Raw genomic sequence first — 21166 nt, 5'->3', positions numbered from 1 at the left:
GTCGCCATGATGTTCGGCTTCTACCTCGCCTCCACCGGAGCGTCCGAGCCGATGAACGACCTCACCACCGCCGTCGTCAACGCCCTCAGCGACCTCTAGAGGAGCCGTGATGAACGAACCGATCGTCGCCCGCCACTGGCTCACCCTCGCCGCCCCGAAAGTGGCCCCGGCGCTCGCCACCTCCACCGTGCTGATCCTCGGCAGGATCTGGAACGCCAACGGTGCCGAACACTCCTTGGGCAACGCGGCTCTCATGGTCGTGCTCGCTGCAGGGGCGGCCACGGCCGGCGCTTTCGCATCGGCAGGCCGCGCGGGTGATCCGGTCATCGCGGGTACCGCGTTCGCCGCCTCTGGCGGGCTGGCCCTGGCCGGGGTCGCCGGATACGCGGACGGGCTGCCGCTGCCGCTGCTGCTGTGGGCGCTGGCCACCACGGTCGCGTACGCCATCACGGGCCGGTACTGGCGTACCGACCGCCGCGAGACCCTCGCGCACGAACGGCACACCGCCGTGCGGCGCGAGGAGCACGGCCACGTTGAGCGCGTTGAAGCCCTGCGCGCCGGAGCACAGATCGAAGTCGCTCGCTCAGGTGCTGCCTACGCCGAGCAACTCGCCCAGGCCCTCATCCACCGCGAGGCGCTGCCCGGCTTCGACCCCGCCCAGCTCACCCGCGCCGGGCTGCCAGAACTCCCCGCCACCGAGAACCCCAAGGAGCACTGACCCATGTTCGAGATCCGCATCATCTGCACCGAACCCGAGGCAAGCCAGATCACCAATGCACTGTCCCAGACGTTCACCACCGGCAACACGCGACGGCACCCCACCCCGGCCGGCAGCAAAGTACGTCTCTACATCACCGCCGAGCAGCGGCCCGGTACCGCACCGTGGCCGACACCGGAACTCGCCTACAAGAGCGCGCCGAGCATCATCAGTGAGATCGGCTGGACCGCAGAGCGCGCCAGCGAAGCCTTCTCCCCCATCGGCCTGGCGGACGCCAGGGAGTTCTGGCTCCGTAAGGCCGCTGTCCTGGACCGCATCGCGCTCCGTGAGGCCGACGAGGTTGAACCGAATGACGCGGCTGAGGCCGCGACCGAGGCCGGGCGTCGGGTGCTGGTCATCGACAACGCCTTGATGCTGGGGCCCTCCGCGAGCAACAGCGACCCCCACGGCCCCGGGCACCCCGAGTCCATCACCAACCCGCGCGGCTACGTCCGCCAGGAATACGCCCGCTGGGCCAAACACCAGTAGATACGCCCGGGGCGGTCGCCTCTCGCCAAAGACCGCGACCGCCCCGGCTCTCTGTCCCTTCGCAGAAACAGGAGATACCCCAGCATGACATCAACCCTTGCCCCGGCGCTGCTGCGCGCCGCACTGGCCGCCGCTGAGCGTGGCTGGCCCGTCTTCCCCCTGCGGCCCGGTGACAAGCGGCCTGCCGGGCACCCCGAGCGTGACTGCCCCCGCTCCGGCCGGTGCACCGAGGGGCACCGCACTCCCGAGCAGCGCGCCACCCTCGACGCCGCGCACATCACCGCGTGCTGGCAGGCAGCCCCGTACAACGTCGGCATCGCCACCGGCCCCGCCCAGCTCGTAGTCGTAGACCTCGACATCCCCAAGGACGAGACGGACACCGCGCCGGCCGAGTGGGCGGGGCTGGCGGACGGCCTGGACGTGTTCGCCGCGCTGTGCGAGCGCGCGGGAGAGCGGCTGCCGACCGAGACGTACACGGTGCGTACCCGCCGTGGCGGACAGCACCTGTACTTCACCGCCCCTGAGGGAAAGACGCTACGCAGCACGGGCGGCAGCCTGGGGTGGAAGGTCGACACCCGCGCTTGGGGCGGGTACGTGGTTGCGGCCGGCAGCGTCGTGGGCGGCGCGCCGTACGAGATCATTCACGAGGCCCCTGCCGCCCCCCTCCCTGCGTGGCTCAGTGACCTGCTGACCCCCAAGCCCGCACCGGCCCCCATGCCGCTGTCGGAGCTGTCAGCCCGCATGCGCAACGCCACCGCCTACAGCACCACCGCCATGTGGGGGGAGCTGGAAAAGGTGCTGTCCGCCCGCGAGGGCGGTCGTAATCGTGCGGTGTACGGCGCGGCCTACGCCCTGGCCCGGCTGGTCCGCACCGGCGACCTCACGGAGGCCGCCGTCACCAGCGAGCTGATGAGCGCCGGGCAGTCGATCGGCCTGCCCGCCGCCGAGTGCCGCACCGCGATTCGCTCCGGCCTGATCCGGGGCGGCGCTGGGGAGGCGAGTGCGGCATGAGCACACAGCCTGTGGACAACGTGGAGCTGTGGGCCGGATTCGAGGCCCTGGACGCACAAGTGGCGGTCAACGCGCCGTGGGATGAGCCGATCCCGCTCACCGCCCGCCGAGAACTGCCGGCCTTTCCCACGGAGGTCTTCCCGGCCTGGCTGGGCGACTACGTACGAGCCGTCGCGGAGGATACGCAGACGCCCGTGGACATGGCCGCCTGTCTCGCGCTCGCGGTGCTGGGCACGGCTGCCGGGGGCCGCGCCGTGGTCCACGTCCGCAGCCGGTGGCGTGAGCCGGTGAACGTGTTCGTGGTCGTCGCGCTGCCGCCGGGCAACCGCAAGAGCGCGGTGTTCAACCTGATGGCCGACCCGCTCTACCGATGTGAGGCGCTGCTGGTCACCCAGTCGGCAGGGCGGATCGTGGAGGCGGAGATCACCGCCAGGCTCGCCAAGGAGGTCGCGGACAACGCGGCAGCCAAGGCGGCCCGCGCGGACGCCGACAAGCGGGACCAGCTCGTGGCGGAGGCCATCGGCCTTGCTCAGGCTGCCGAGGCGGTCACGGTGCCCGCCAAACCCCGCCTGCTGGCCGATGACGCCACCCCGGAAGTCATCGCCTCGCTGCTGGCCGAACAAGGCGGCAGGCTCTCCGTCATGTCGGCGGAAGGCGGAATCTTCGACATCATCGCCGGGCGCTACTCCGGCACCCCCAACCTGGACGTCTTCCTGCGCGGGCAGGCAGGCGACCGGCTGCGGGTGGACCGCCGGGGCCGTGAGGAGTTCATCGAATCCCCCGCCCTGACCATGGGCCTGACCGTGCAGCCGTCCGTCCTGGAAGACATCGGCCGCATTAAGGGAGCCGATGACCGGGGGCTTTTGGCCAGGTTCTTCTACTCGCTGCCCACATCCCTGGTTGGGCATCGCAAGATCCTGCCCGACCCGATCCCGGACGCGGTGGCCGCGACCTATGAGGAGAACGTCACCGCTCTGACGATGTCCCTGGCGGACTGGACGGACCCGGCGGTACTCCAGCTCTCCGGTGAGGCGGGGGATGTGCTCGTCGCGTTCGAGGAGCGGCAGGAACCGCGGCTGCGTCCGCGCGGCGGAGACCTCGCCCATGTCGGGAACTGGGCCAACAAGTTGGGTGGCTCAACCTGCCGCCTCGCAGGTCTCCTGCACCTGGCCGCGCATCCCACGAACGGGCACACCGAGCCGATCAGCGCGGACACGATGCGCGCGGCGGTGAAGCTGATCGACTACTTCACCGGCCACGCCCTGGTGGTCTTCGACCTCATGGGCGCAGACCACACCGCCAACCGCGCTCACGCCGTGCTGGAGCTGCTGCGCGCCCAGCAGTGGAGCGAGGTCAGCAAGCGCGACCTCATGGTCAAGCTCTCCCGCTCGGAGTTCCCCACCGTCGCTGACCTGGACCCCGCGTTGGACCTGCTGGAGGACCACGGATACGTCCGCTGCCAGCCCGTCCCGCGCACCGGAGGCCGGGGCCGGCCACCGTCCCCGCGCTACCTCATCCATCCCCAGCTGAGCGACCCCGCCGTCTGACCCCCGCCACAGAAACCACAGAATCACATAAATAACCCCGCCCCGCTCCTGACCTGCGTAAACAGCGTCACAGGCGGCAGGCAGGTCGCTGCCACAGAAACCCACGGAACTCCCACACAAATACCCGCCCGCGCCGGGCCCCTTATTTCTGTGGGACTTCCTGCGGTTTCTGTGGCAGCCCAGCCCCACCGGAGTCCCCGCAGGTCAGAGCACCTGCCCCGGCTTTCTGTGTATTTCGTGGTTTCTGTGGCGCACCCTTCACCTGCCTCGAAGGAGACCGCACCATGGCACGCCCCAAGAAGCTCAAGCTCTCAGAAGTTCTGGAAGAGATCGACATGAGCCGCGCCGCTTTCTACCGGATGCGGGCACGTGGCCAGGCACCCCGCATCAGCAAGCTGCCCAACGGACAGATCCGCGTCAGCCGCTCAGACCTTGACGCGTGGTGGGAGCGCTGCGAGCAGTCGGCCGCGTAACGCAAGAAATCGACGACAAGGGGCCCGCCATACCGGCGGGCCCCTCTCTCTTGGGAGCAAGATGCTGACATACGACGTAGACATTTGGTCCATCCGCAAGCGGGCCGGACGGCCGAAGCCCTTCGAGCTTCGGTGGCGCGTTGGGGCGCGCCCTCACTCCCGAAGCTTCAAGCTCAAGACGCAGGCTGACGGTCGTCGTTCGCAACTCATGACCGCCCTCCGCGAGCGTGAGCAGTTCGACGAGGACACGGGGCTTCCCGCCCACGAACTAGCTGCGCTGATCTCCCCCACCTGGTTCGAGCACGCAACCGCGTACGCCCTCATGAAGTGGCCGCGCGCCGCTGCGAAGCACCGCGCCGGGATCGCGGAAGCCCTCGCCGTGGTGACCCCGACCCTGGTCACGACGACGCGCGGTGCCCCGGACAACAAAGTGATGCGCGCCGCTCTCTACCAGTGGGCATTCCGTGCTCTGCCAGGACCGGACGGTCTGCTGGCCTCGCGCCATACGGTCGAGGAACCGCCATCGGACATCCAGGCCGCCCTCGACTGGATCGCTGGTCACTCGCTGAAGGTCAGCGCACTGGAGAAGCCTGGACTCCTGCGGCCGGCGCTCGAAGCCCTGTCACGCAAGATGGATGGCACACCGGCAGCGGAGAACACGGCCCGGCGCAAGCGAATGGTTCTAAGCAATCTCCTGCGCTACACGGTTGAGGAGAAAGGGCTGTTGGCCACGAACCCCCTGAACCGGATCGACTGGACGCCTCCGGAGACAGACGACGAGATCGACTTTCGCTATGTCCCCGGCCCTGACCTGGCACGGTCGTTCCTCCAGGCCGTGAGGGAGACAGGTCCCCGCGGCGAGCACCTTGAAGGGTTCTTCGGCTGCCTGTACTACGCGGCCATGCGACCTGCTGAGATCGCATCGCTCAAAGCGAGCGGGTGCACGCTCCCCCCAGACACCGCCGAGACGGCAGAGGAGTGGGGAGAGCTTCTGCTGGGGGAGAGCCGTCCGGAAGTAGGTGGCGGTTGGACCGACGACGGCGCGTCGTATGAGACTCGCGGGCTCAAGCGCCGGGCCCGAGGGGCGACGCGTTCAATCCCCATTCCGCCCGTGCTGGTTCGTATGCTGCGCGCGCACATGGACACGTACGGAGTGGCCCCGGACGGGCGGCTGTTCCGCGCGGCAGAGGGCGGCCGGGTGCGGTCCACGGAGTATTGCGAGGTCTGGGCGGCGGCACGCGCCGCCGTGCTGTCCAAGGAAGATGCCGCCACCCCCCTTGCCGAAGTGCCCTACTCGCTGCGGCATGCAGGAGTGTCGCTCTGGATCAAATCGGGGGTGGACCCCATGGAAGTAGCGCGCCGGGCCGGGCACAGCATCGCCGTACTGTTCCGGTTCTACGCCAAGATCTTGCGCGGTGAGCAGTCGCGCTCCAACCAGCTCATCTCAAGGGAACTCAACGGCGGCTGAGGCCGGTTCCTGGCCCACAGATGGCCCATACGCACTGGTCAAGGACGGGATACGGGCGAGACGCGGTGAGACAGGCTGAACGCAGAAGGGGTGCCTCTCATTGAGAGACACCCCTTCTGACCAGCATCTACGCTGACCTGGGCGGTGGGTGTGGGATTTGAACCCACGGTGACATCGCTGCCACGACGGTTTTCAAGACCGTTCCCTTAGGCCGCTCGGGCAACCCACCTCGCGCCACCGGCGCGCGGTGGTGCGAAGCACAGCCTACGTCAGCTGTCGTCGCCCTCGCGCTGGCCCAGGGTGACTTCGGCCGTCGACGTCTTGCCGTCGCGCTCGTACGTCAGCGTCACCTTGTCGCCCGGCTGGTGCGTCCAGATCTCGCTGATCAGGGTCGGACCGCTGTCGATCACCCGGTCGTCCAGCTTCGTGATGACGTCGCCCGCCTTCAGGCCCGCCTTGCCCGCCGGGCTGTCCGACGGGACCGCCGCCGTGCCGCCCGTACCGCTCTCCGCGATGACGGCGCCGCCGTCGCTCTTCGGGTCCATGGAGACCGTCGCGCCGATCACCGGGTAGACCGGCTCGCCGGTCTTGATGAGCTGCTTGGCGACCGTCGTCGCCTGGTTCACCGGGATCGCGAAACCGAGGCCGATCGAGCCCGCCTGGGACTGGCCGAAGCCGCCCGTACCGGCGGACTGGATCGCGGAGTTGATGCCGATGACGGCGCCGCTCGCGTCGAGCAGCGGGCCGCCGGAGTTGCCCGGGTTGATCGAGGCGTCGGTCTGCAGGGCGCTCATGTACGACGCCTTGCTGTTCTGGCCGTCACCGGAGGCCACCGGGCGGTTCTTGGCGCTGATGATGCCGGTGGTGACCGTGTTCGACAGGCCGAAGGGCGCGCCGATGGCGATCGTCGAGTCACCGACGGCGACCTTGTCGGAGTCGCCCAGGGGCAGCGGGGCGAGGCCCGCGGGGGCGCTTTTCAGCTTCAGTACGGCGACGTCGTAACCCTGCGCGCGCCCGACCACCTCGGCGTCGTACTTCTTGCCGTTGGAGAAGGTGACGGACAGCGCGCCGCCGTCGGCCGCGGACGCCACCACGTGGTTGTTGGTGACGATGTGGCCCTGCTCGTCGTAGACGAAGCCCGTGCCCGTGCCGCCCTCGCCGTCGCCGCCCTGCGCCTCGATGGTGACGACGCTCGGCAGCGCCTTGGCCGCGACGGCCGCGACGGTGCCCGCGTCGCGCTTGAAGTTCTTCGTGTTGCCGGACGCCGAGACGGTGGTGGAGTCGGCGGAGCCGTCGTTGCGCTCGGCGGCCCAGTACCCGATGCCGCCGCCGACGCCGCCCGCGACCAGCGCCGCCGCCAGCACCGCGGCGACCAGGCCGCCGGCGCGGTTCTTGCGGGGGCCGGGGGGCACGGGCGCCATGGGCGCGCCCCACCCGGGGCCGCCGCTGCCGCCGCCGTACGGGTGCGAGGGGGGAGGCGGCGGCCATCCGCCGCCGGCCACCCCGGCCGTCGGCCCGGGCCCGTGCTGCTGCGGCTGCGGCACCGGCATGTAGCCCGGCTGCGCCTCGGTCCCGGGACCCTGCGCACCGCCCTGCGTGGTGGGGGTGTGCGCAGGCTGGGCGGGGGCCGGGTCGGCGGCGGGGGGCGTCGGCTCCTGTCCCCGCGCCGCGGAGTGCGCGTCCGGGGCGTTCGTACCCGTGGAGTCGGAGGCGGGCCCGGGAGCGGCCACCGGCACGGGAGGTGCTGAAGGGGCGGCCGGAACCGCAGTGCCCTCGTTCTCGGTGCTCACAGCTCTCTTCTCCTCGGTCCCACGTCGTTTTCGGTCACGTCGTCACTCTGCAAGTGTCCGCTGTCAGCTTTTCCCACCGCACATCAGAGGACCGTAAGCGGTTCCTGTGCATCCACTGGACATCCTTTACTTCGGTCAAAACGGTCGCATCCCCGGAGCGGTCGGGCAATCGCCGTCCGGACTCGTTTTTCCGCCTGCCCCTCGGCGGTGACACCATGACGCCGTGACCCACGCACGACAGGACACCATTCAGGTCGTCGCTCACCGCGGCGCCTCCGAGGACGCCCCCGAGCACACCCTGGCGGCGTACGTGAAGGCGATCGAGGACGGCGCCGACGCCCTCGAATGCGACGTACGGCTCACCGCCGACGGGCACCTCGTCTGTGTCCACGACCGCCGGGTGAACCGCACGTCCAACGGCCGCGGCGCCGTCTCCGCCCTCGAACTGGCCGACCTCGCCGCCCTCGACTTCGGGTCCTGGCGCGACAGCGCCGAGGCCCCGGACTGGGACCCGGCCCGGGGGCAGGTCCCCGGCGAGTTCACCTCCGTGCTGACGCTGGAACGGCTCCTCGAGCTGGTGTCGGACGCCGGCCGCCGCGTCGAGCTCGCCATCGAGACCAAGCACCCCACCCGCTGGGCCGGTCAGGTCGAGGAACGGCTGCTCCACCTGCTGAAGCGCTTCGGACTGGACGCCCCGGTGGCCGGCGAGCCCTCGCCCGTGCGGGTCATGAGCTTCTCGGCCCGCTCGCTGCACCGGGTGGCAGCCGCCGCACCCACCCTCCCGACCGTCTACCTGATGCAGTTCGTCTCGCCGCGCCTGCGCGACGGGCGGCTCCCGGCCGGCTCGCACATCGCGGGCCCCGGCATCCGCATCGTCCGCAACCACCCCGGGTACATCGCGCGGCTGCACCGCGCGGGCCACCGGGTGCATGTGTGGACGGTGAACGAGCCGGAGGATGTCGATCTGTGCGTGCGCCTGGGGGTGGACGCCATCATCACGAACCGTCCGAAGCAGGTTTTGTCCCAGCTCGGCCGTCTTTGAAACCTGTCACAGGGAGTGCACCGGCGCGTTCGTTCCGTGTTCGACCGTTCCGAGTGCGTCACTGACCGGCGCTTGGCCGGTTTCCGGTCCAGGCCATTGGGGCATTCACTCCCTGGCGTGGGGCGAAGGAGGTCTCGGGGGTGGCGTTGGTGGTGGCACGGGAAGTGCCCACGTCGTCGAGCATGGCCGTACCCCATGGCCCTGCGGGCGTGGGCGAGGCAAGACGCCGTATGCGCGACGAACTGCGCGGAAACGGGGTGTCCGATTCGGTCATCGACGATGCCGTACTGATCCTGTCCGAACTGCTCAGCAATTCCTGTCGTCATGGCAGGCCGCTGGGCCAGGCGGAGGTCGGTGACGGTGACGTGCGCGCCGCATGGCGCGTCGACTCGACAGGCAGGCTGACCGTCGAAGTGACGGACGGAGGCGGTCCGACCCGACCGGTTCCAGCCACGCCCTCGGTCACCGCACGCGGCGGCCGCGGGCTCAACATCATCACGGCACTGGCTCAGGACTGGGGCGTACGGGACAACGCGGCCGGCGAGGTCACGGTGTGGGTCGACGTCACCGACGGACACCGGCGCGAGGACTTCGTTACGCGCGTCGCGGTCCCGGGGCTGGACTTCGCGGACCCCTTCGACGACCTCGGCTGACGGCACGCCCGAGAGCCCCGGGCCGACGGCTCAGGCCGACAGCTCGACCGACGGCCCGGGCCGGGGCCGCGTCGGCCGGCGACGGCGGTGCGCGGCGGCTGCGAGCCGCCCCGGGCCGGTGACGCCCACCGTTCCCCGTGTTCGCCGCCGGCCGTCGGCGTTCGCCGGTGGCCGTCGGGACCGGTCCAGCGACTAGGCTCGCGCCCGACACAGCACTGCCGTGAACGGGAGAAGCCACGCCATGGCCAAGAAGCGCCCCCAGCCCGCAAGGGGAACCAAGCCGCAGGCTCAGGTGACCGACGGGGAGGTGCCCGTCGTCGGGGCCCGCGAGCCCTGCCCGTGCGGTTCCGGCCGCCGCTACAAGGCGTGCCACGGCCGCGCTGCCGCGCACGCCGTCACCGAACTCGTCCAGCGCCCCTTCGAGGGCCTGGCCGGCGAGTGCGACTGGGTCGCGCTGCGCGAGCTGGTGCCCGCCGCGACGGTGCGGCTGACGCTGAAGGACGGGCTGCCCGAGGGCGTCCCCTCCGTCACGCTGGCGACCGTCCTCCCGATGGCCTGGCCGGCACTGCGCCGTGACGACGGGTCCGTGCTCCTCGGCCTGCAGAACGACACGCCTTCCGGCGACCTCAGCCGCGACCTCGCGGACACCCTGCTGCGCGCGCTGACCGCCGAGCCCGGCACGCCGGTCGCGGCCGAGCGCGCCCCGGCCGACGGTCCGCGCCTCCAGGACCTGCTCGACCCGGACGCGCCGTTCGAGCCGCAGGTGCACGCCGGGTTCGAGTTCTGGGTTCCCGACGCGGAGAACGCCACGCCCGAGGTGAGCGCCTCCCTCGAACGTGCCAACGCCGCAGCGATCCCGACCGTCCGGCTCTCCGGCGTCGACGCCGCGTACTGGTGCGAGACGCCCGAGAAGAACCACCTGCGCTGGGTCATGCCGCACGGGGAGGACCAGCTCCTCGACGCGCTCGCCCGCCTGCACGCCGCCGGCACGTCGTCGCTGGGCGAGGGCGCCGTTCCGCTGCGGGACGGGGGGACCCCCCTGGTCGGATCCTTCCGGGCGCACGGCGTGATGGTTCCGGTCTGGGACCTGCCGAGCGGAACGAAGGCGCAGGACATCGAGAAGCCCGCCGCGGAGTTCGCCGAGCGGCTCGCCGCGGCCCTCGCCTCCGACGCCCCGCTGACCCCGGAGGAGCGCCGCGCACGGGGCGGTCTCACCAATCGCCAGGTCACGCTCAGCTGAACGGACGCGGTTTCTGTCGGTCGATCGGTGACTCCCGTCACAACCCCCCTATCGACAGGTAAATCCCTGTCTGAATAAGGGAGATCGAATTTGCCAACCGCAGATCTCTTGTTACCGTTCTAAGTGCCCGGTCGCTGGTGCATCCCCCGTCGCCAGCGACCGGGTCTTTCTGTATCCCCGCCCCGCCGCGAGCCGTATCGGACGCTCAACGGGGCGCAGGCGTGGCCGAGTTGCTGCCGGAGCGCAGGAGCAGCGGGCCGTCTCCCGCCGCCGCGAACTCCGAGACCGCCGCGTATTCACCGGCTTTTCCCCGCGTACGCTCACGCGGTGTTTCGCACACCCCCGGTTCGTCCTCCGCGCCCACCGCGCAAAACATCTGGACGGTCCGGCCCGCGGGCCCCATGAGGGCGAGTACGACGGACCGGAGCTCCGCGCCCGTGGCATTGCGGTAGTACGTACGCGCCCATGTGCTGCGGCCCCCGGACAGCACACAGGTCTGGGCCTCGACGCCCTCCGGGGAGCTGAGCTCGGGGCCGCAGCGGGCGGACGTGTCCTGCGGGGAATGCGGCGAGGGGGGCGCTGCGGGACCCGGGGGAGCCGCCTTCGCGTCGGCCGGCACAGGGGCGGGTCCGGGCGCGGATTCCGGTTCCGGTTCCGGTTCGGGTCGTGCCGACGCGCCCGCCAGGGGCAGCAGGACGGTGAACACGACGGCGGCCGCGAGCCCGGTCATGCGGAGATTCAAGGCGGGTCCCACCTGTCAGTACATCGGCGTGCAGCCGGAAATTCTTGACGGTGGGCCGAAGATATCGACGGATGACGTGCGGGACGGGAGCCGCGCACCCGATTGCCCGGAACACGGCCCCGCTCACACCCGTACGAGTGAGATCCGGCGGGCGTCACCCGCACGGCGACCGGGGCGTCACCGGACCCAGTCGACCGGCGCGCCGCCCGGGCGAGACGGCGGGGGCGTCACCGCGTTCCGCCCCCGCCGGTCCTCGCGTGCACGCGCCCAGCTCAGTACGCGAGCCGGCTGCCCCCGTCGGGTGCGCCGTTGCTCGCCGCGACCAGCGCGTCGACGACCGCCTCGACGTCCGGCAGCCACGGCGCGGCCGATCCGGTGACGGCCTCCCGCCGGTTCGGGCGGCGCCGGGGACCCGCGGCGGGTGCCCGCTCCCACCGCACCTGGCCGGCCCCCGTACCGGACGGCGGCAGCACCAGGTAGCCGCCCTCCCCGTGGAACCGCAGCGAACTGGGCACCCGGTCCTTGGCGTACAGCAGCTCGCCGAGCCGCTCCAGGGAGTACGGGGCGACCAGGAGCGCCCAGCGCGTCGGCGTCGCGACGACGGGCCCCAGGCGCATGCCCATGCCGTCGAGCGCCTTCAGCGCCACCGCACCGGCGACCGCGGGGAGGCTGAGCGCGCACGGCGCCGAACCGCCGGTGGCCAGCAGGACCGGCGCCGCCGGGCGGTTGGCCCACCACCAGCGGATCATGCGGGCGTCGGTGGTGGCCGCCAGGATGCCGGGGTCGAAGGGGTGCGCGCCGGGTACCGCGCATTCGGGATCGGGACAGGCACAGGCCCGTCCGGGGCCGCCGTGGCTGCCCGGCGCCGCCAGGCCCACACCGGGCAGCACGGGCCACTGCCAGACGGTGGCGCAGGTCAGCGCCGCGCCGAGTGGGGCAGGCCCCTCATTCCGCCCGAACGGGAGCCTGCGTCGCCTTCCGGGGATCTCGCGCATGAGCGCTCGTTCCTTTCCGTTGAACGCCGAGGTCCATATCACACCTTGTGCGCATATCTTCACTGAGCGTGCACGTCACGTACTGGAACTGCGTACCGGTGGTGCGTCGCCGCGATATCAGCCTGCGGCACGGGCAGCCCGTAGGGGCCGGGCGGGAAACGTAGCGGAGGGTGGCGCACGCATGGCGCTGTACTGATCCGTCGGAGATCCGCAGGTGTGCTGTCCCGCTACTCGGGGATGGGGCGCGGCCCACGGCGGTTAAGACGCCCAGGTCCGCCGCCAGGTTCCGGGGCGGTCCCAACTGCCCCTGGCCATCACCGATTACGTACCCGTCACGGTCGATATGACGCGCTGTCGAACGCCCTCAGTCGACCGCAAATTATTGCCGTGTGTGGCATTTTTAGGCCAAGTTGGCTATCCCACAGACACCAACAGTCCCACGTTGACAATGCTGGACATCCCCTTACTTGTGCGTGTACATGTGGATGCATTGATAGCGGCGCAGAATGACATGGGGGTTTGCGATGCTATTGAGCAAAACGCACCAGCTGGAAAGCTCGCGATCATGAGCGCCCCGCACGTGCCGAAAGTGGCCGGAATCGATCCACTGGTTCCGACCCCCGCCCACACTGTCGCGCCCCACCCGACGACCCCTGCCCCACCCGCCGCCGCCGGAGCGGTCCTTCAGGACCGGTTGGCGGGCTGGGTCTCCGACCTCACCACCCTCCACGAGCTGACCGAGCGCCTGGTCCGCACCCGCGCGCTCGACACCGCTCTGGACGAACTGCTGCGCGCCGGCGCCGCCCTCGTGGGCGCCCGCCGCGGCCTCGTCGTGCTCGAACCGGCCGGCGGCCTCGGTCCGGCCACCACCGTCGGCCTCGGCCTCGCCCGCGCGGATCTCGGCCACATCGAGACCGTCCCGCGCGGCTCCACGTCGTACGGACGGCTCCTCGACGGCATCCCGGGCAGCCCCCGCCCCCGCGAGATCGCCCACCCCAACCTTTTCGGCGAGCCGGAACTCGACCCCCGCCACCGCGAAGTCGCCGCCCGCCTGGGATACGCCGCCAGCTACGCCCTGCCCCTGGCCACCGAAGCGGCCGGACGGCTCGGCGCCGCCGTCTGGCTGTACGACGAACCGGCCGAACCCGACGAACGCCGTCGCCACCTCGCCGGCCTCTACGCCCGCTACGCCGCAGAACACCTCGCCCGGCTGCTCGAACTGGAGCAGGCCCGCGCCCAAGTGGCCACCGTCGCCGAGGAACTGCTGCCCAGCAGGCTCCCCCGCGTCGCCGGAGTGCGGCTCGCCGCCCGCCACCGCACCGGACCGCGCGGCGGCGGCGACTGGTACGACGCCCTGCCGCTGCCCGAGGGCGCCCTGGGCCTGGCCGTCGGCTCCGTCTCCGGATCGGGGCCGAGCGCCGTCGCCGCCATGGGCCGGCTGCGGGCCAGCCTGCGGGCGTACGCCGTGATGGAGGGCGAGGACCCCGTCGCCGTCCTGTCCGACCTGGAGCTGCTGCTGCGGCTCACCGAACCGGCCAGGTCCGCCACCGCCCTCTTCGCCTACTGCGAACCGGCCCGGCGCAAGATCGTGCTGGCCGGCGCCGGACACAGCCCCCCGCTGATCGTGAGCGACCGGCGCACCGAGTACGTCGAGACCTCGCTCTCCGCGCCGCTCGGCATGCTGTCCTGCTGGGAGGCGCCGAGCGTGGAACTCGCGCCCGCACCAGGAGAAACGGTGCTCCTCTACACGGACGGGCTGCTCCAGCGCACCGGCGACCCCATGGACCGAGCCTTCGCGCGGCTGCACGCCGCCGCCGCGAGCGTGCCCAGGGCCGACCGCGACGACCCCGACGCCATCGCCGACCACGTCCTGCGCACGGTGCTGCCGGACGGCGCCGACACCGCGGACTCGGCCGACGACATCGTCCTGCTCGCCGCACGGTTCGACTGATTCCTCACAGTCCTCCACAGGGCCCCGGGCCGCCTTCCCGTCGCACATACGATGGAGGGCGGTCCAGTGTCGTATCGAGGAGACAGTCGTGTCCGAAGAGCTCATGCCGGAGACCCCGGAAGAGACCGAAGAGCCGATCAAGCAGCGGAAGAACGGCCTGTACCCGGGCGTTTCCGACGAGCTCGCCGAGAACATGAAGACCGGCTGGGCCGACACCGAACTGCACGGACTGGAGCCCATCGCGCAGGCGGCCCACACCGCCGACCGCCGCGCCGCGCTGTCCGCCCGCTTCCCCGGCGAGCGCCTGGTGATCCCCGCGGGCAACCTCAAGACCCGCTCCAACGACACCGAGTACGCCTTCCGCGCCTCCACCGAGTACGCCTACCTCACCGGCGACCAGACGCAGGACGGCGTCCTCGTGCTGGAACCCCGTCCGCAGGCCGACGGCGGCCACGACGCCACGGTCTACCTGCTGCCCCGCTCCGACCGCGAGAACGGCGAGTTCTGGCTCGACGGCCAGGGCGAGCTGTGGGTCGGCCGCCGCCACTCCCTCACCGAGGCCGAGCAGCTCCTCGGGATCCCCGCCAAGGACGTCCGCGAGCTGGCCGCCGCGCTCACCGAGGCCACCGGCCCGGTCCGCTGCGTGCGGGGCCACGACGCCGGGATCGAGGCGGCGCTCACCGACAAGGTCACCGCCGAGCGCGACGAGGAACTGCGCGTCTACCTCTCCGAGGCCCGCGCCGTGAAGGACGAGTTCGAGATCGGCGAGCTCCAGAAGGCCGTCGACTCGACCGTCCGCGGCTTCGAGGACGTCGTCAGGATCCTCGACAAGGCCGAGGCGACCAGCGAGCGCTACATCGAGGGCACCTTCTTCCTGCGCGCCCGCGTCGAGGGCAACGACATCGGCTACGGCTCCATCTGCGCCGCCGGACCCCACGCCACCACCCTGCACTGGGTGCGCAACGACGGCGACGTACGCTCCGGCGACCTGCTGCTGCTCGACGCCGGCGTGGAGACCCACACCCTCTACACCGCCGACGTCACCCGCACCCTCCCCATCAACGGCACGTTCACCGACCTCCAGCGCACGATCTACGACGCGGTGTACGAGGCCCAGGAGGCCGGTATCGCGGCCGTGAAGCCCGGCGCGAAGTACCGCGACTTCCACGACGCCTCGCAGCGCGTGCTCACCGAGAAGCTCGTCGAGTGGGGCCTCGTCGAAGGACCCGTGGAGAAGGTGCTGGAGCTCGGCCTCCAGCGCCGCTGGACCCTGCACGGCACCGGCCACATGCTCGGCATGGACGTCCACGACTGCGCCGCCGCCCGGCGCGAGGCGTACGCCGACGGAACGCTGGAGCCGGGCATGTGCCTGACCGTGGAGCCCGGCCTGTACTTCCAGGCGGACGACCTGACCGTGCCCGAGGAGTACCGCGGCATCGGCGTGCGCATCGAGGACGACATCCTCGTCACCGAGGACGGCAACCGGAACCTCTCGGCCGCGCTGCCGCGCCGCTCCGACGAGGTCGAGAGCTGGATGGCGCGGGTCAAGCAGGGCTGACGCGCCGCCACCGCGCCCCGCCACCACCACCGCAGCCCCGCACGGGGGCGCACCGCTCAGGGACCTCAGGACACCTTGAGCAGTGCGCCCTCGCGCCATTTCAGGATCTTGTCGAAACTGACCACGGCCCCTTGCCCCGGCCTGTTCCGGAAATGAACGTGATCGGCGAGCTGCTCGATCAGGCACAGCCCTCTGCCGCTTTCCGAGGTCTGCGCGGGGCGGAGTGCGGCGCGGTGCCCCCGGCGCGAAGGAGGAAAGCCCGGCCCGGAGTCGGCGACCTCAATACGGCATTTCTCGCCGTCCAGATAAGCGGTCACGCGATATTCCGCGGATGGCGTTCCCGAATGATCGTCCCCGCCGTGCTCGACCGCGTTCGCACAGGCTTCGCTGAGCGCGACCGACAGGTCGTAGGAGATGTCCGGATCCACCCCCGCCGTCTCCATCGCGCCGAGCAGAAGGCGGCGGGCGAGCGGGACGCTCGCGGCTTCGCGCCGCAAGTGCAGAGACCACCAGATGCTCATGCTCCAGCCTCCTGGCTGCGGCTCGACATACGGATACGTATTGCCGCACGCAACCGTTCATAAGCGTGGAGTCAACGTGATAGCCCTCATTCGGCCGACGCGCACACTCCTTGTGCCGGTGTATACGCCCCGGGACCTGCCGTAGGAATGCCGTGGACGCAATGCGATGATGTCGGGGCCATGTCTACGTCCGTCGCACGCGCCGGAGCCGGTTCGCGGCTGCTGAGGACCGCGGTGTTCACCGCGGTCTGTGTCGTGCTGTCCGCGATCGGACACGCCGTGGCGTCCTGCGACACCGTCCCCTGGTGGACGCTGGCACTCGGCGGCGCCGCCGTGTTCGGCCTGGTGGCGCCGTTCGCCGGACGCGCCCGCCCGATGCCCGCCATCGCCGCCGCGCTCGCCTGCGGACAGCTCGCCCTGCACACCCTCTTCGGCCTCGGCCAGCACAGCCCGGCCCTGGAACGCGCGGCCACCGACACCTCGCTGCGGGCCTTCGCCGCGAAACTCGTGTGCGGCGCCGGGGCACTTCCCCTCAGCACCGCCGAAGCGCGCCGCGTCATCACCGAGGCGGGCATCGACCCCGCCTCCGTACAGGCGGCGCAGCAGCACGTCGCGCACACCGCGCACCACGCGGGCGCCGTCGAACCGGCCGCCGGGCTGCTGCCCACCCTCCCGATGCTGCTGGGCCACCTGCTGGCCGCCGTCGCCACCGGGTGGCTCCTGCGGCGCGGCGAGACGGCGCTGTCCCGGCTGGTCGCCCTGTCGGCCCACGGTGTCGCGGAGGGCGCGCTCGTACGGTCGCTGCGCGCAGCCATGGCACTCGTACGGTCGCTCGGCGCCGGCCCGCTCCCGGGAACGCCCGTGCGCGGGCCGCGCACCCCGCGGACCCCGTTCGTCACGTCCCTGCGGCCCTCCGGGGACGCCCTTCAGCACACGGTGATCAGGCGCGGTCCGCCCGCCACGGAGCTCGTACTCGCAGCCTGACGCGGCGCACTCCCCGGCGTACCTCACGCACGGACCACGGGAGCGGCGCCGCGACTCCGGTGCGCACCCGTGCGCCGGGGCCTCATTCACCTCTGCTCCGTGGAGTGCTCCCAGCATGAACGTGATCCGTACGTCCGCCGTCTCCGTCGCCGCCGCCGCCGCTTCCGCCGTCCTGCTCTGCGCGGGAACGGCCTTCGCACACGTCGGCGTACAGCCGGTGGGGCCCGCCGCGAAGGGCGGCTACGCCACCGTCAACGTGAAGGTGCCCAACGAGCGCGACAACGCCTCGACCGTCAAGCTCGAAGTGTCCTTCCCGACCGACCACCCGCTGTCGTCCGTCATGCCGCAGCCCGTGCCCGGCTGGAAGACCGACGTCACGAAGACCAAGCTCGACAAGCCGCTCAAGGTCCACGGCAAGGAGATCGACGAGGCCGTCTCCAAGGTCACCTGGACCGGCGGGAAGATCGGCCCCGGCGAGTTCCAGCAGTTCCCGCTCTCCCTCGGCCAGCTGCCCGAGGACACCGACCGGCTCGTCCTCAAGGCCGTCCAGACGTACGACAACGACGAAGTCGTCCGCTGGATCGAGGAGCCCAAGGAGGGCGAGGAGGAGCCGCAGGCGCCCGCGCCCGTGCTCGAACTGTCCGAGCCCGCCGGTGACGACCACCACGGCGCCGCCGGCGACAAGAGCGACGGCGACAGCGACAAGGCCGACGACGCCGGCCACAAGAGCGAGACCGCCGCGGCGCACGACGACGCCTCCGGCAGCGACACGACCGCCCGCGTCCTCGCCGTCCTCGGCATCGTCGTCGGCGCCGCGGGGGTGGCCTTCGGCGTGCTCGCCGGCCGCCGCCGCACGTCCTGACGCCCCATCCCCCACCGAACCACCGGGACACCTCTCCATGCGCAAGAAGAACGCGCTGGCCGTGGCGGCGCTCGCCGCCACGGCCGCGCTCACCCTGACCGCCTGCGGCGGCGACAAGGCCGACAGCGGCTCCAGGCCCGTCACCGACGTCTCCACCCCCGCCGCCGACAAGGCGGCGACCGTACTCGACCGGCCCTTCGAGAAGCCGGACCTCGTCCTCACCGACACCGAGGGCGAGAAGTACGACCTGCGGGAGCGGACCAAGGGCAAGCCGACGCTCATCTACTTCGGCTACACCAACTGCCCCGACGTCTGCCCGCTGACGATGAGCAACATCGCCATCGCCTACAAGAAGCTCCCCGAGGCCGACCGCGAGAAGCTCCAGGTCGTCTTCGTCACCACCGACCCCGAACGGGACACCCCCCGGGCGCTCGGCACGTGGCTCAAGGGCGCGGGCGACCCCGCCTTCACCGGCCTCACCGGCGACTTCCCGACCATCCAGGCCGGGGCCCGCCAGATGGGCATCGGCATCGACCCGCCGAAGAAGGAGAAGGACGGCACGGTCGTCTCCATGCACGGCGCCCAGGTCGTCGCCTTCTCCCCGAAGACCGACGCCGGTTACGTCCTCTACAGCGAGGACACCAGCGCCGACGACTACATCAAGGACCTCCCCGCGCTCGTGCAGGGGAAGAACCCGTGAGCCGCCGCACCGCCCTCGCGACGGCCACCGCGCTCGCCGCGGCCCTCGCGCTCGCGGGCTGCTCCTCCGACGGCGGCGCGCCCGAGCTGAGCGTCAGCGGGGCCTTCATGCCCGAGCCCGTCATGGACGACATGGCCGCCGGCTTCCTCACCGTCCGCAACGACGGCGACACCGCGGACCGGCTCACCTCCGTCACCAGCGACATCGCGGGGGAGGTCCAGATCCACGAGACCAAGGACCAGAAGATGCGCCGGGTCGCGGCCTTCGACGTCCCGGCCAACGGGGAACTGGACCTGGAGCGCGGCGGGAACCACATGATGTTCCTCGAGCTGAAGAGGAAGCCCCGGCAGGGCGACACGGTGGCCGTGGAGCTGCACTTCGAGAAGGCCGGCACCGTCAAGGCCGAGCTTCCCGTGAAGGAGCCCACCCACAACCCCGAGAAGCAGTGAGGGACTGACCCATGCCGGCAACCGCCCCGCGCTTCGGAGCAGCCGTGGTGACCAGACTGCTGCTGGTCACCACGGCACTCCTCGCCACCCTGTTCGCAGGAGCCGCACCCGCGTCCGCGCACGCCGCGCTCACGGGAAGCAACCCGAAGGACGGGGCGGTCGTCGCCACCGCGCCCCGGCACGTCACCCTCACGTTCTCCGAGAAGATCGCTCTCGGGAACGACTCGATCCGCGTCCTGGAACCGAGCGGGAAACGCTCCGACAAGGGCGTGGTGAAGGACATGAGCAGCGGCGGCGTCGTCCAGTACGGCGTCGCCCTGCACACCGGTCTGCCCGACGGCACGTACACCGTCGCCTGGCAGGCCGTCTCCGCCGACAGCCACCCGATCTCGGGCGCCTTCACGTTCTCCGTCGGCGCCCCCTCCAAGACCACCGTCGCCCTGCCCGAGCAGACCGCCGGCGGCGGCCTCGTCGGCGCGCTGTACGGCATCGCCCGCTACACCGCGTACGCCGGTTTCATCCTGCTCGTCGGCGGCGGCGCGTTCGTCCTGTCCTGCTGGCACCGGGGCGCGGCCGAGCGGCCGCTGCAACGCCTCGTCGTACAGGGCTGGATCACGCTCACCGCGTCCACCCTGGCGATGCTGCTGCTGCGCGCCCCCTACACCGGGTCGGGCAGGCTCGCCGACGCCTTCGACCTGAGCGGCCTCAAAGCCGTCCTGGAGACCAAGACCGGCGCGTCGCTCGTCTCACGGCTGCTGCTGCTCGGCGCGGCGGCTCTCTTCGTCGCCGTGCTGTTCGGCGCGTACGCCAAGAGGGAGGACGCCGAGGAGAAGAAGGACCTCACCTTCGGGCTCACCCTCGGCGGTGGAGTCCTGGCCGCCGGCATCGCCGCCACCTGGGCACTCTCCGAACACGCGTCGACCGGGCTCCAGCCCGGCATCGCCATGCCCGTCGACGTACTGCACCTGCTGGCCGTCGCGACCTGGCTCGGCGGCCTCACCGCGCTGCTCGTCGCCCTCTACCGGGTGCCGGGCATCGAGCGCGACGCCGTACGGAACTTCTCCCGGGTGGCCTTCGCGAGCGTCGCCGTGGTGGCCGCGACCGGCGCCTACCAGTCCTGGCGGCAGGTCGGTTCCTGGTCGGCCCTGACCGGGACCGCCTACGGACGGCTCCTGCTCGTCAAGATCGGACTGGTGGCCGTCCTGGTCGGCCTCGCGTGGATGTCGCGCCGGTGGACGGGACGACTGGCCGGGCAGGCGGCCGCGGACACCTCCGCGGCGGACCCGGCCGGCGAGGAGAGTGCCGAGGAGCCCGAGCCCGTCACCGTGCCCGCGGACCCCGAACGGGCCGCCCAGCTCGCCCGCCAGAAGGCCGCCGTGGCCACCGCGCGCGTGAAGCGGGTGCGCGACGCCGACCCGCAGCGCCTGGGACTGCGCCGCTCCGTGCTCGCCGAGGCCGCGGTCGCCGTGGTGCTGCTCGCCGTCACGACCGTACTGACGAGCACCGAGCCCGGACGGACCCAGGAGAAGGAGGCCGGCCGCGACGGGACGGCGGCCGCCGCTCCCGCCGGTCCCGTCGAGGTGCGCATCCCCTTCGACACCGGGGGCGAGGACGGCAAGGGCACCGCGCGCGTCGAACTCGACCCCGCCCGCTCCGGCGCCAACGCCCTGCACGTGTGGCTGGAGCGGCCCAACGGGCGCGCCATGGACGCGCCGGAGGTGAAGGTCGCGTTCACCGAGACCGCCAAGGAGATCGGTCCGCTGCCCGCCGCCCCCGACCGGATCGCCACCGGACACTGGAGCGCGAGCGGCGTGCAGATCCCCATGCCCGGCACCTGGGAGATCCAGCTCACCGTGCGCACCTCCGACATCGACCAAGTGACCGTCAAGAAGAACGTGAAGATCGGCTGACCGGCGTGAGCGACAACCACGGGC

General features: G+C 71.4%; 20 protein-coding genes and 1 tRNA gene. 16 read left to right on the top strand and 5 right to left on the bottom strand.

Annotated features, from left to right (window positions below):
- The first annotated feature begins 109 nt into the window (after positions 1–109).
- From AC07FK_RS22985 to AC07FK_RS22960, 6 genes are all read left to right on the top strand, one after another.
- Complete coding sequence (locus tag AC07FK_RS22985) at positions 110–718, top strand: hypothetical protein (RefSeq protein WP_479106786.1); 609 nt, start codon at positions 110–112, stop codon at positions 716–718.
- Between the two features lie 3 nt (positions 719–721).
- Positions 722–1246 (top strand): hypothetical protein, encoded by a 525-nt coding sequence (locus AC07FK_RS22980; RefSeq protein WP_479106785.1) that lies wholly within the window; start codon positions 722–724, stop codon positions 1244–1246.
- Positions 1247–1330: 84 nt separating this feature from the next.
- Positions 1331–2257 carry a bifunctional DNA primase/polymerase gene (locus tag AC07FK_RS22975; RefSeq protein WP_479106784.1) on the top strand — a complete coding sequence of 309 codons (927 nt, stop codon included), beginning with the start codon at positions 1331–1333 and terminating at the stop codon, positions 2255–2257.
- On the top strand, positions 2254–3804 hold the full coding sequence (locus AC07FK_RS22970; protein WP_479106783.1) for a YfjI family protein: 1551 nt from the start codon (positions 2254–2256) through the stop codon (positions 3802–3804). Before AC07FK_RS22975 ends, AC07FK_RS22970 begins: the two co-directional genes overlap by 4 nt.
- Positions 3805–4088: 284 nt before the next feature.
- Entirely contained in the window at positions 4089–4277 is a 189-nt protein-coding gene (locus AC07FK_RS22965; RefSeq protein WP_479106782.1) for a helix-turn-helix transcriptional regulator, read from the top strand.
- 61 nt (positions 4278–4338) lie between these two features.
- The gene (locus AC07FK_RS22960; RefSeq protein WP_479106781.1) at positions 4339–5745 is read left to right on the top strand and encodes a tyrosine-type recombinase/integrase; all 1407 of its coding nucleotides are present in this window, start codon (positions 4339–4341) and stop codon (positions 5743–5745) included.
- Between the two features lie 142 nt (positions 5746–5887).
- Here the strand turns inward: AC07FK_RS22960 and AC07FK_RS22955 are convergent.
- Together AC07FK_RS22955 and AC07FK_RS22950 are read right to left on the bottom strand one after the other, a co-directional pair.
- Positions 5888–5974 (bottom strand) — tRNA-Ser (locus tag AC07FK_RS22955).
- Positions 5975–6014: 40 nt separating this feature from the next.
- Complete coding sequence (locus tag AC07FK_RS22950) at positions 6015–7535, bottom strand: S1C family serine protease (RefSeq protein ID WP_479106780.1); 1521 nt, start codon at positions 7533–7535, stop codon at positions 6015–6017.
- A 223-nt stretch (positions 7536–7758) separates the two neighbouring features.
- Here AC07FK_RS22950 and AC07FK_RS22945 point away from each other — a divergent pair, with 223 nt between their 5' ends.
- The 3 genes from AC07FK_RS22945 to AC07FK_RS22935 all read left to right on the top strand — a co-directional run bounded on the left by AC07FK_RS22945 (position 7759) and on the right by AC07FK_RS22935 (position 10470).
- Positions 7759–8577: a glycerophosphodiester phosphodiesterase gene (locus tag AC07FK_RS22945; protein ID WP_479106779.1), complete on the top strand. Its 819-nt coding sequence runs from the start codon at positions 7759–7761 to the stop codon at positions 8575–8577.
- A 95-nt stretch (positions 8578–8672) separates the two neighbouring features.
- The gene (locus tag AC07FK_RS22940; RefSeq protein ID WP_479106801.1) at positions 8673–9230 is read left to right on the top strand and encodes an ATP-binding protein; all 558 of its coding nucleotides are present in this window, start codon (positions 8673–8675) and stop codon (positions 9228–9230) included.
- A 241-nt stretch (positions 9231–9471) separates the two neighbouring features.
- Complete coding sequence (locus AC07FK_RS22935; RefSeq protein ID WP_479106778.1) at positions 9472–10470, top strand: DUF5926 family protein; 999 nt, start codon at positions 9472–9474, stop codon at positions 10468–10470.
- Between the two features lie 205 nt (positions 10471–10675).
- Here AC07FK_RS22935 and AC07FK_RS22930 read toward each other — a convergent pair whose 3' ends face one another.
- Together AC07FK_RS22930 and AC07FK_RS22925 are read right to left on the bottom strand one after the other, a co-directional pair.
- The gene (locus AC07FK_RS22930) at positions 10676–11200 is read right to left on the bottom strand and encodes a hypothetical protein (RefSeq protein WP_479106777.1); all 525 of its coding nucleotides are present in this window, start codon (positions 11198–11200) and stop codon (positions 10676–10678) included.
- Positions 11201–11484: 284 nt separating this feature from the next.
- Positions 11485–12207, bottom strand: coding sequence for a bifunctional DNA primase/polymerase (locus AC07FK_RS22925; RefSeq protein ID WP_479106776.1), 723 nt, complete (start codon positions 12205–12207; stop codon positions 11485–11487).
- Positions 12208–12655: 448 nt separating this feature from the next.
- Here AC07FK_RS22925 and AC07FK_RS22920 point away from each other — a divergent pair, with 448 nt between their 5' ends.
- Positions 12656–14158 carry a PP2C family protein-serine/threonine phosphatase gene (locus AC07FK_RS22920; protein WP_479106775.1) on the top strand — a complete coding sequence of 501 codons (1503 nt, stop codon included), beginning with the start codon at positions 12656–12658 and terminating at the stop codon, positions 14156–14158.
- A 103-nt stretch (positions 14159–14261) separates the two neighbouring features.
- Positions 14262–15716 carry an aminopeptidase P family protein gene (locus tag AC07FK_RS22915; RefSeq protein ID WP_479106800.1) on the top strand — a complete coding sequence of 485 codons (1455 nt, stop codon included), beginning with the start codon at positions 14262–14264 and terminating at the stop codon, positions 15714–15716.
- A 65-nt stretch (positions 15717–15781) separates the two neighbouring features.
- Here the strand turns inward: AC07FK_RS22915 and AC07FK_RS22910 are convergent, their stop codons facing one another.
- Positions 15782–16237, bottom strand: coding sequence for an ATP-binding protein (locus AC07FK_RS22910; protein WP_479106774.1), 456 nt, complete (start codon positions 16235–16237; stop codon positions 15782–15784).
- A 180-nt stretch (positions 16238–16417) separates the two neighbouring features.
- Here AC07FK_RS22910 and AC07FK_RS22905 point away from each other — a divergent pair, with 180 nt between their 5' ends.
- The 5 genes from AC07FK_RS22905 to AC07FK_RS22885 all read left to right on the top strand — a co-directional run bounded on the left by AC07FK_RS22905 (position 16418) and on the right by AC07FK_RS22885 (position 21142).
- Positions 16418–17221: a hypothetical protein gene (locus AC07FK_RS22905; RefSeq protein ID WP_479106773.1), complete on the top strand. Its 804-nt coding sequence runs from the start codon at positions 16418–16420 to the stop codon at positions 17219–17221.
- A gap of 115 nt (positions 17222–17336) precedes the next feature.
- Entirely contained in the window at positions 17337–18083 is a 747-nt protein-coding gene (locus AC07FK_RS22900; RefSeq protein ID WP_479106772.1) for a YcnI family copper-binding membrane protein, read from the top strand.
- A 37-nt stretch (positions 18084–18120) separates the two neighbouring features.
- A complete protein-coding gene (locus tag AC07FK_RS22895; protein WP_479106771.1) occupies positions 18121–18783 on the top strand; it encodes an SCO family protein in 663 nt (220 codons plus the stop codon).
- Positions 18780–19232, top strand: a complete 453-nt coding sequence (locus tag AC07FK_RS22890) for a copper chaperone PCu(A)C (protein ID WP_479106770.1) — start codon at positions 18780–18782, stop codon at positions 19230–19232. The genes AC07FK_RS22895 and AC07FK_RS22890 overlap by 4 nt, the downstream gene beginning before the upstream one ends.
- An 11-nt stretch (positions 19233–19243) precedes the next feature.
- Positions 19244–21142, top strand: a complete 1899-nt coding sequence (locus AC07FK_RS22885; RefSeq protein WP_479106769.1) for a copper resistance CopC/CopD family protein — start codon at positions 19244–19246, stop codon at positions 21140–21142.
- Positions 21143–21166: the final 24 nt, after the last annotated feature.

This window comes from Streptomyces sp. NPDC046122 (genome assembly GCF_056429965.1).
This window is presented reverse-complemented; position numbering and strand designations above follow the sequence as displayed.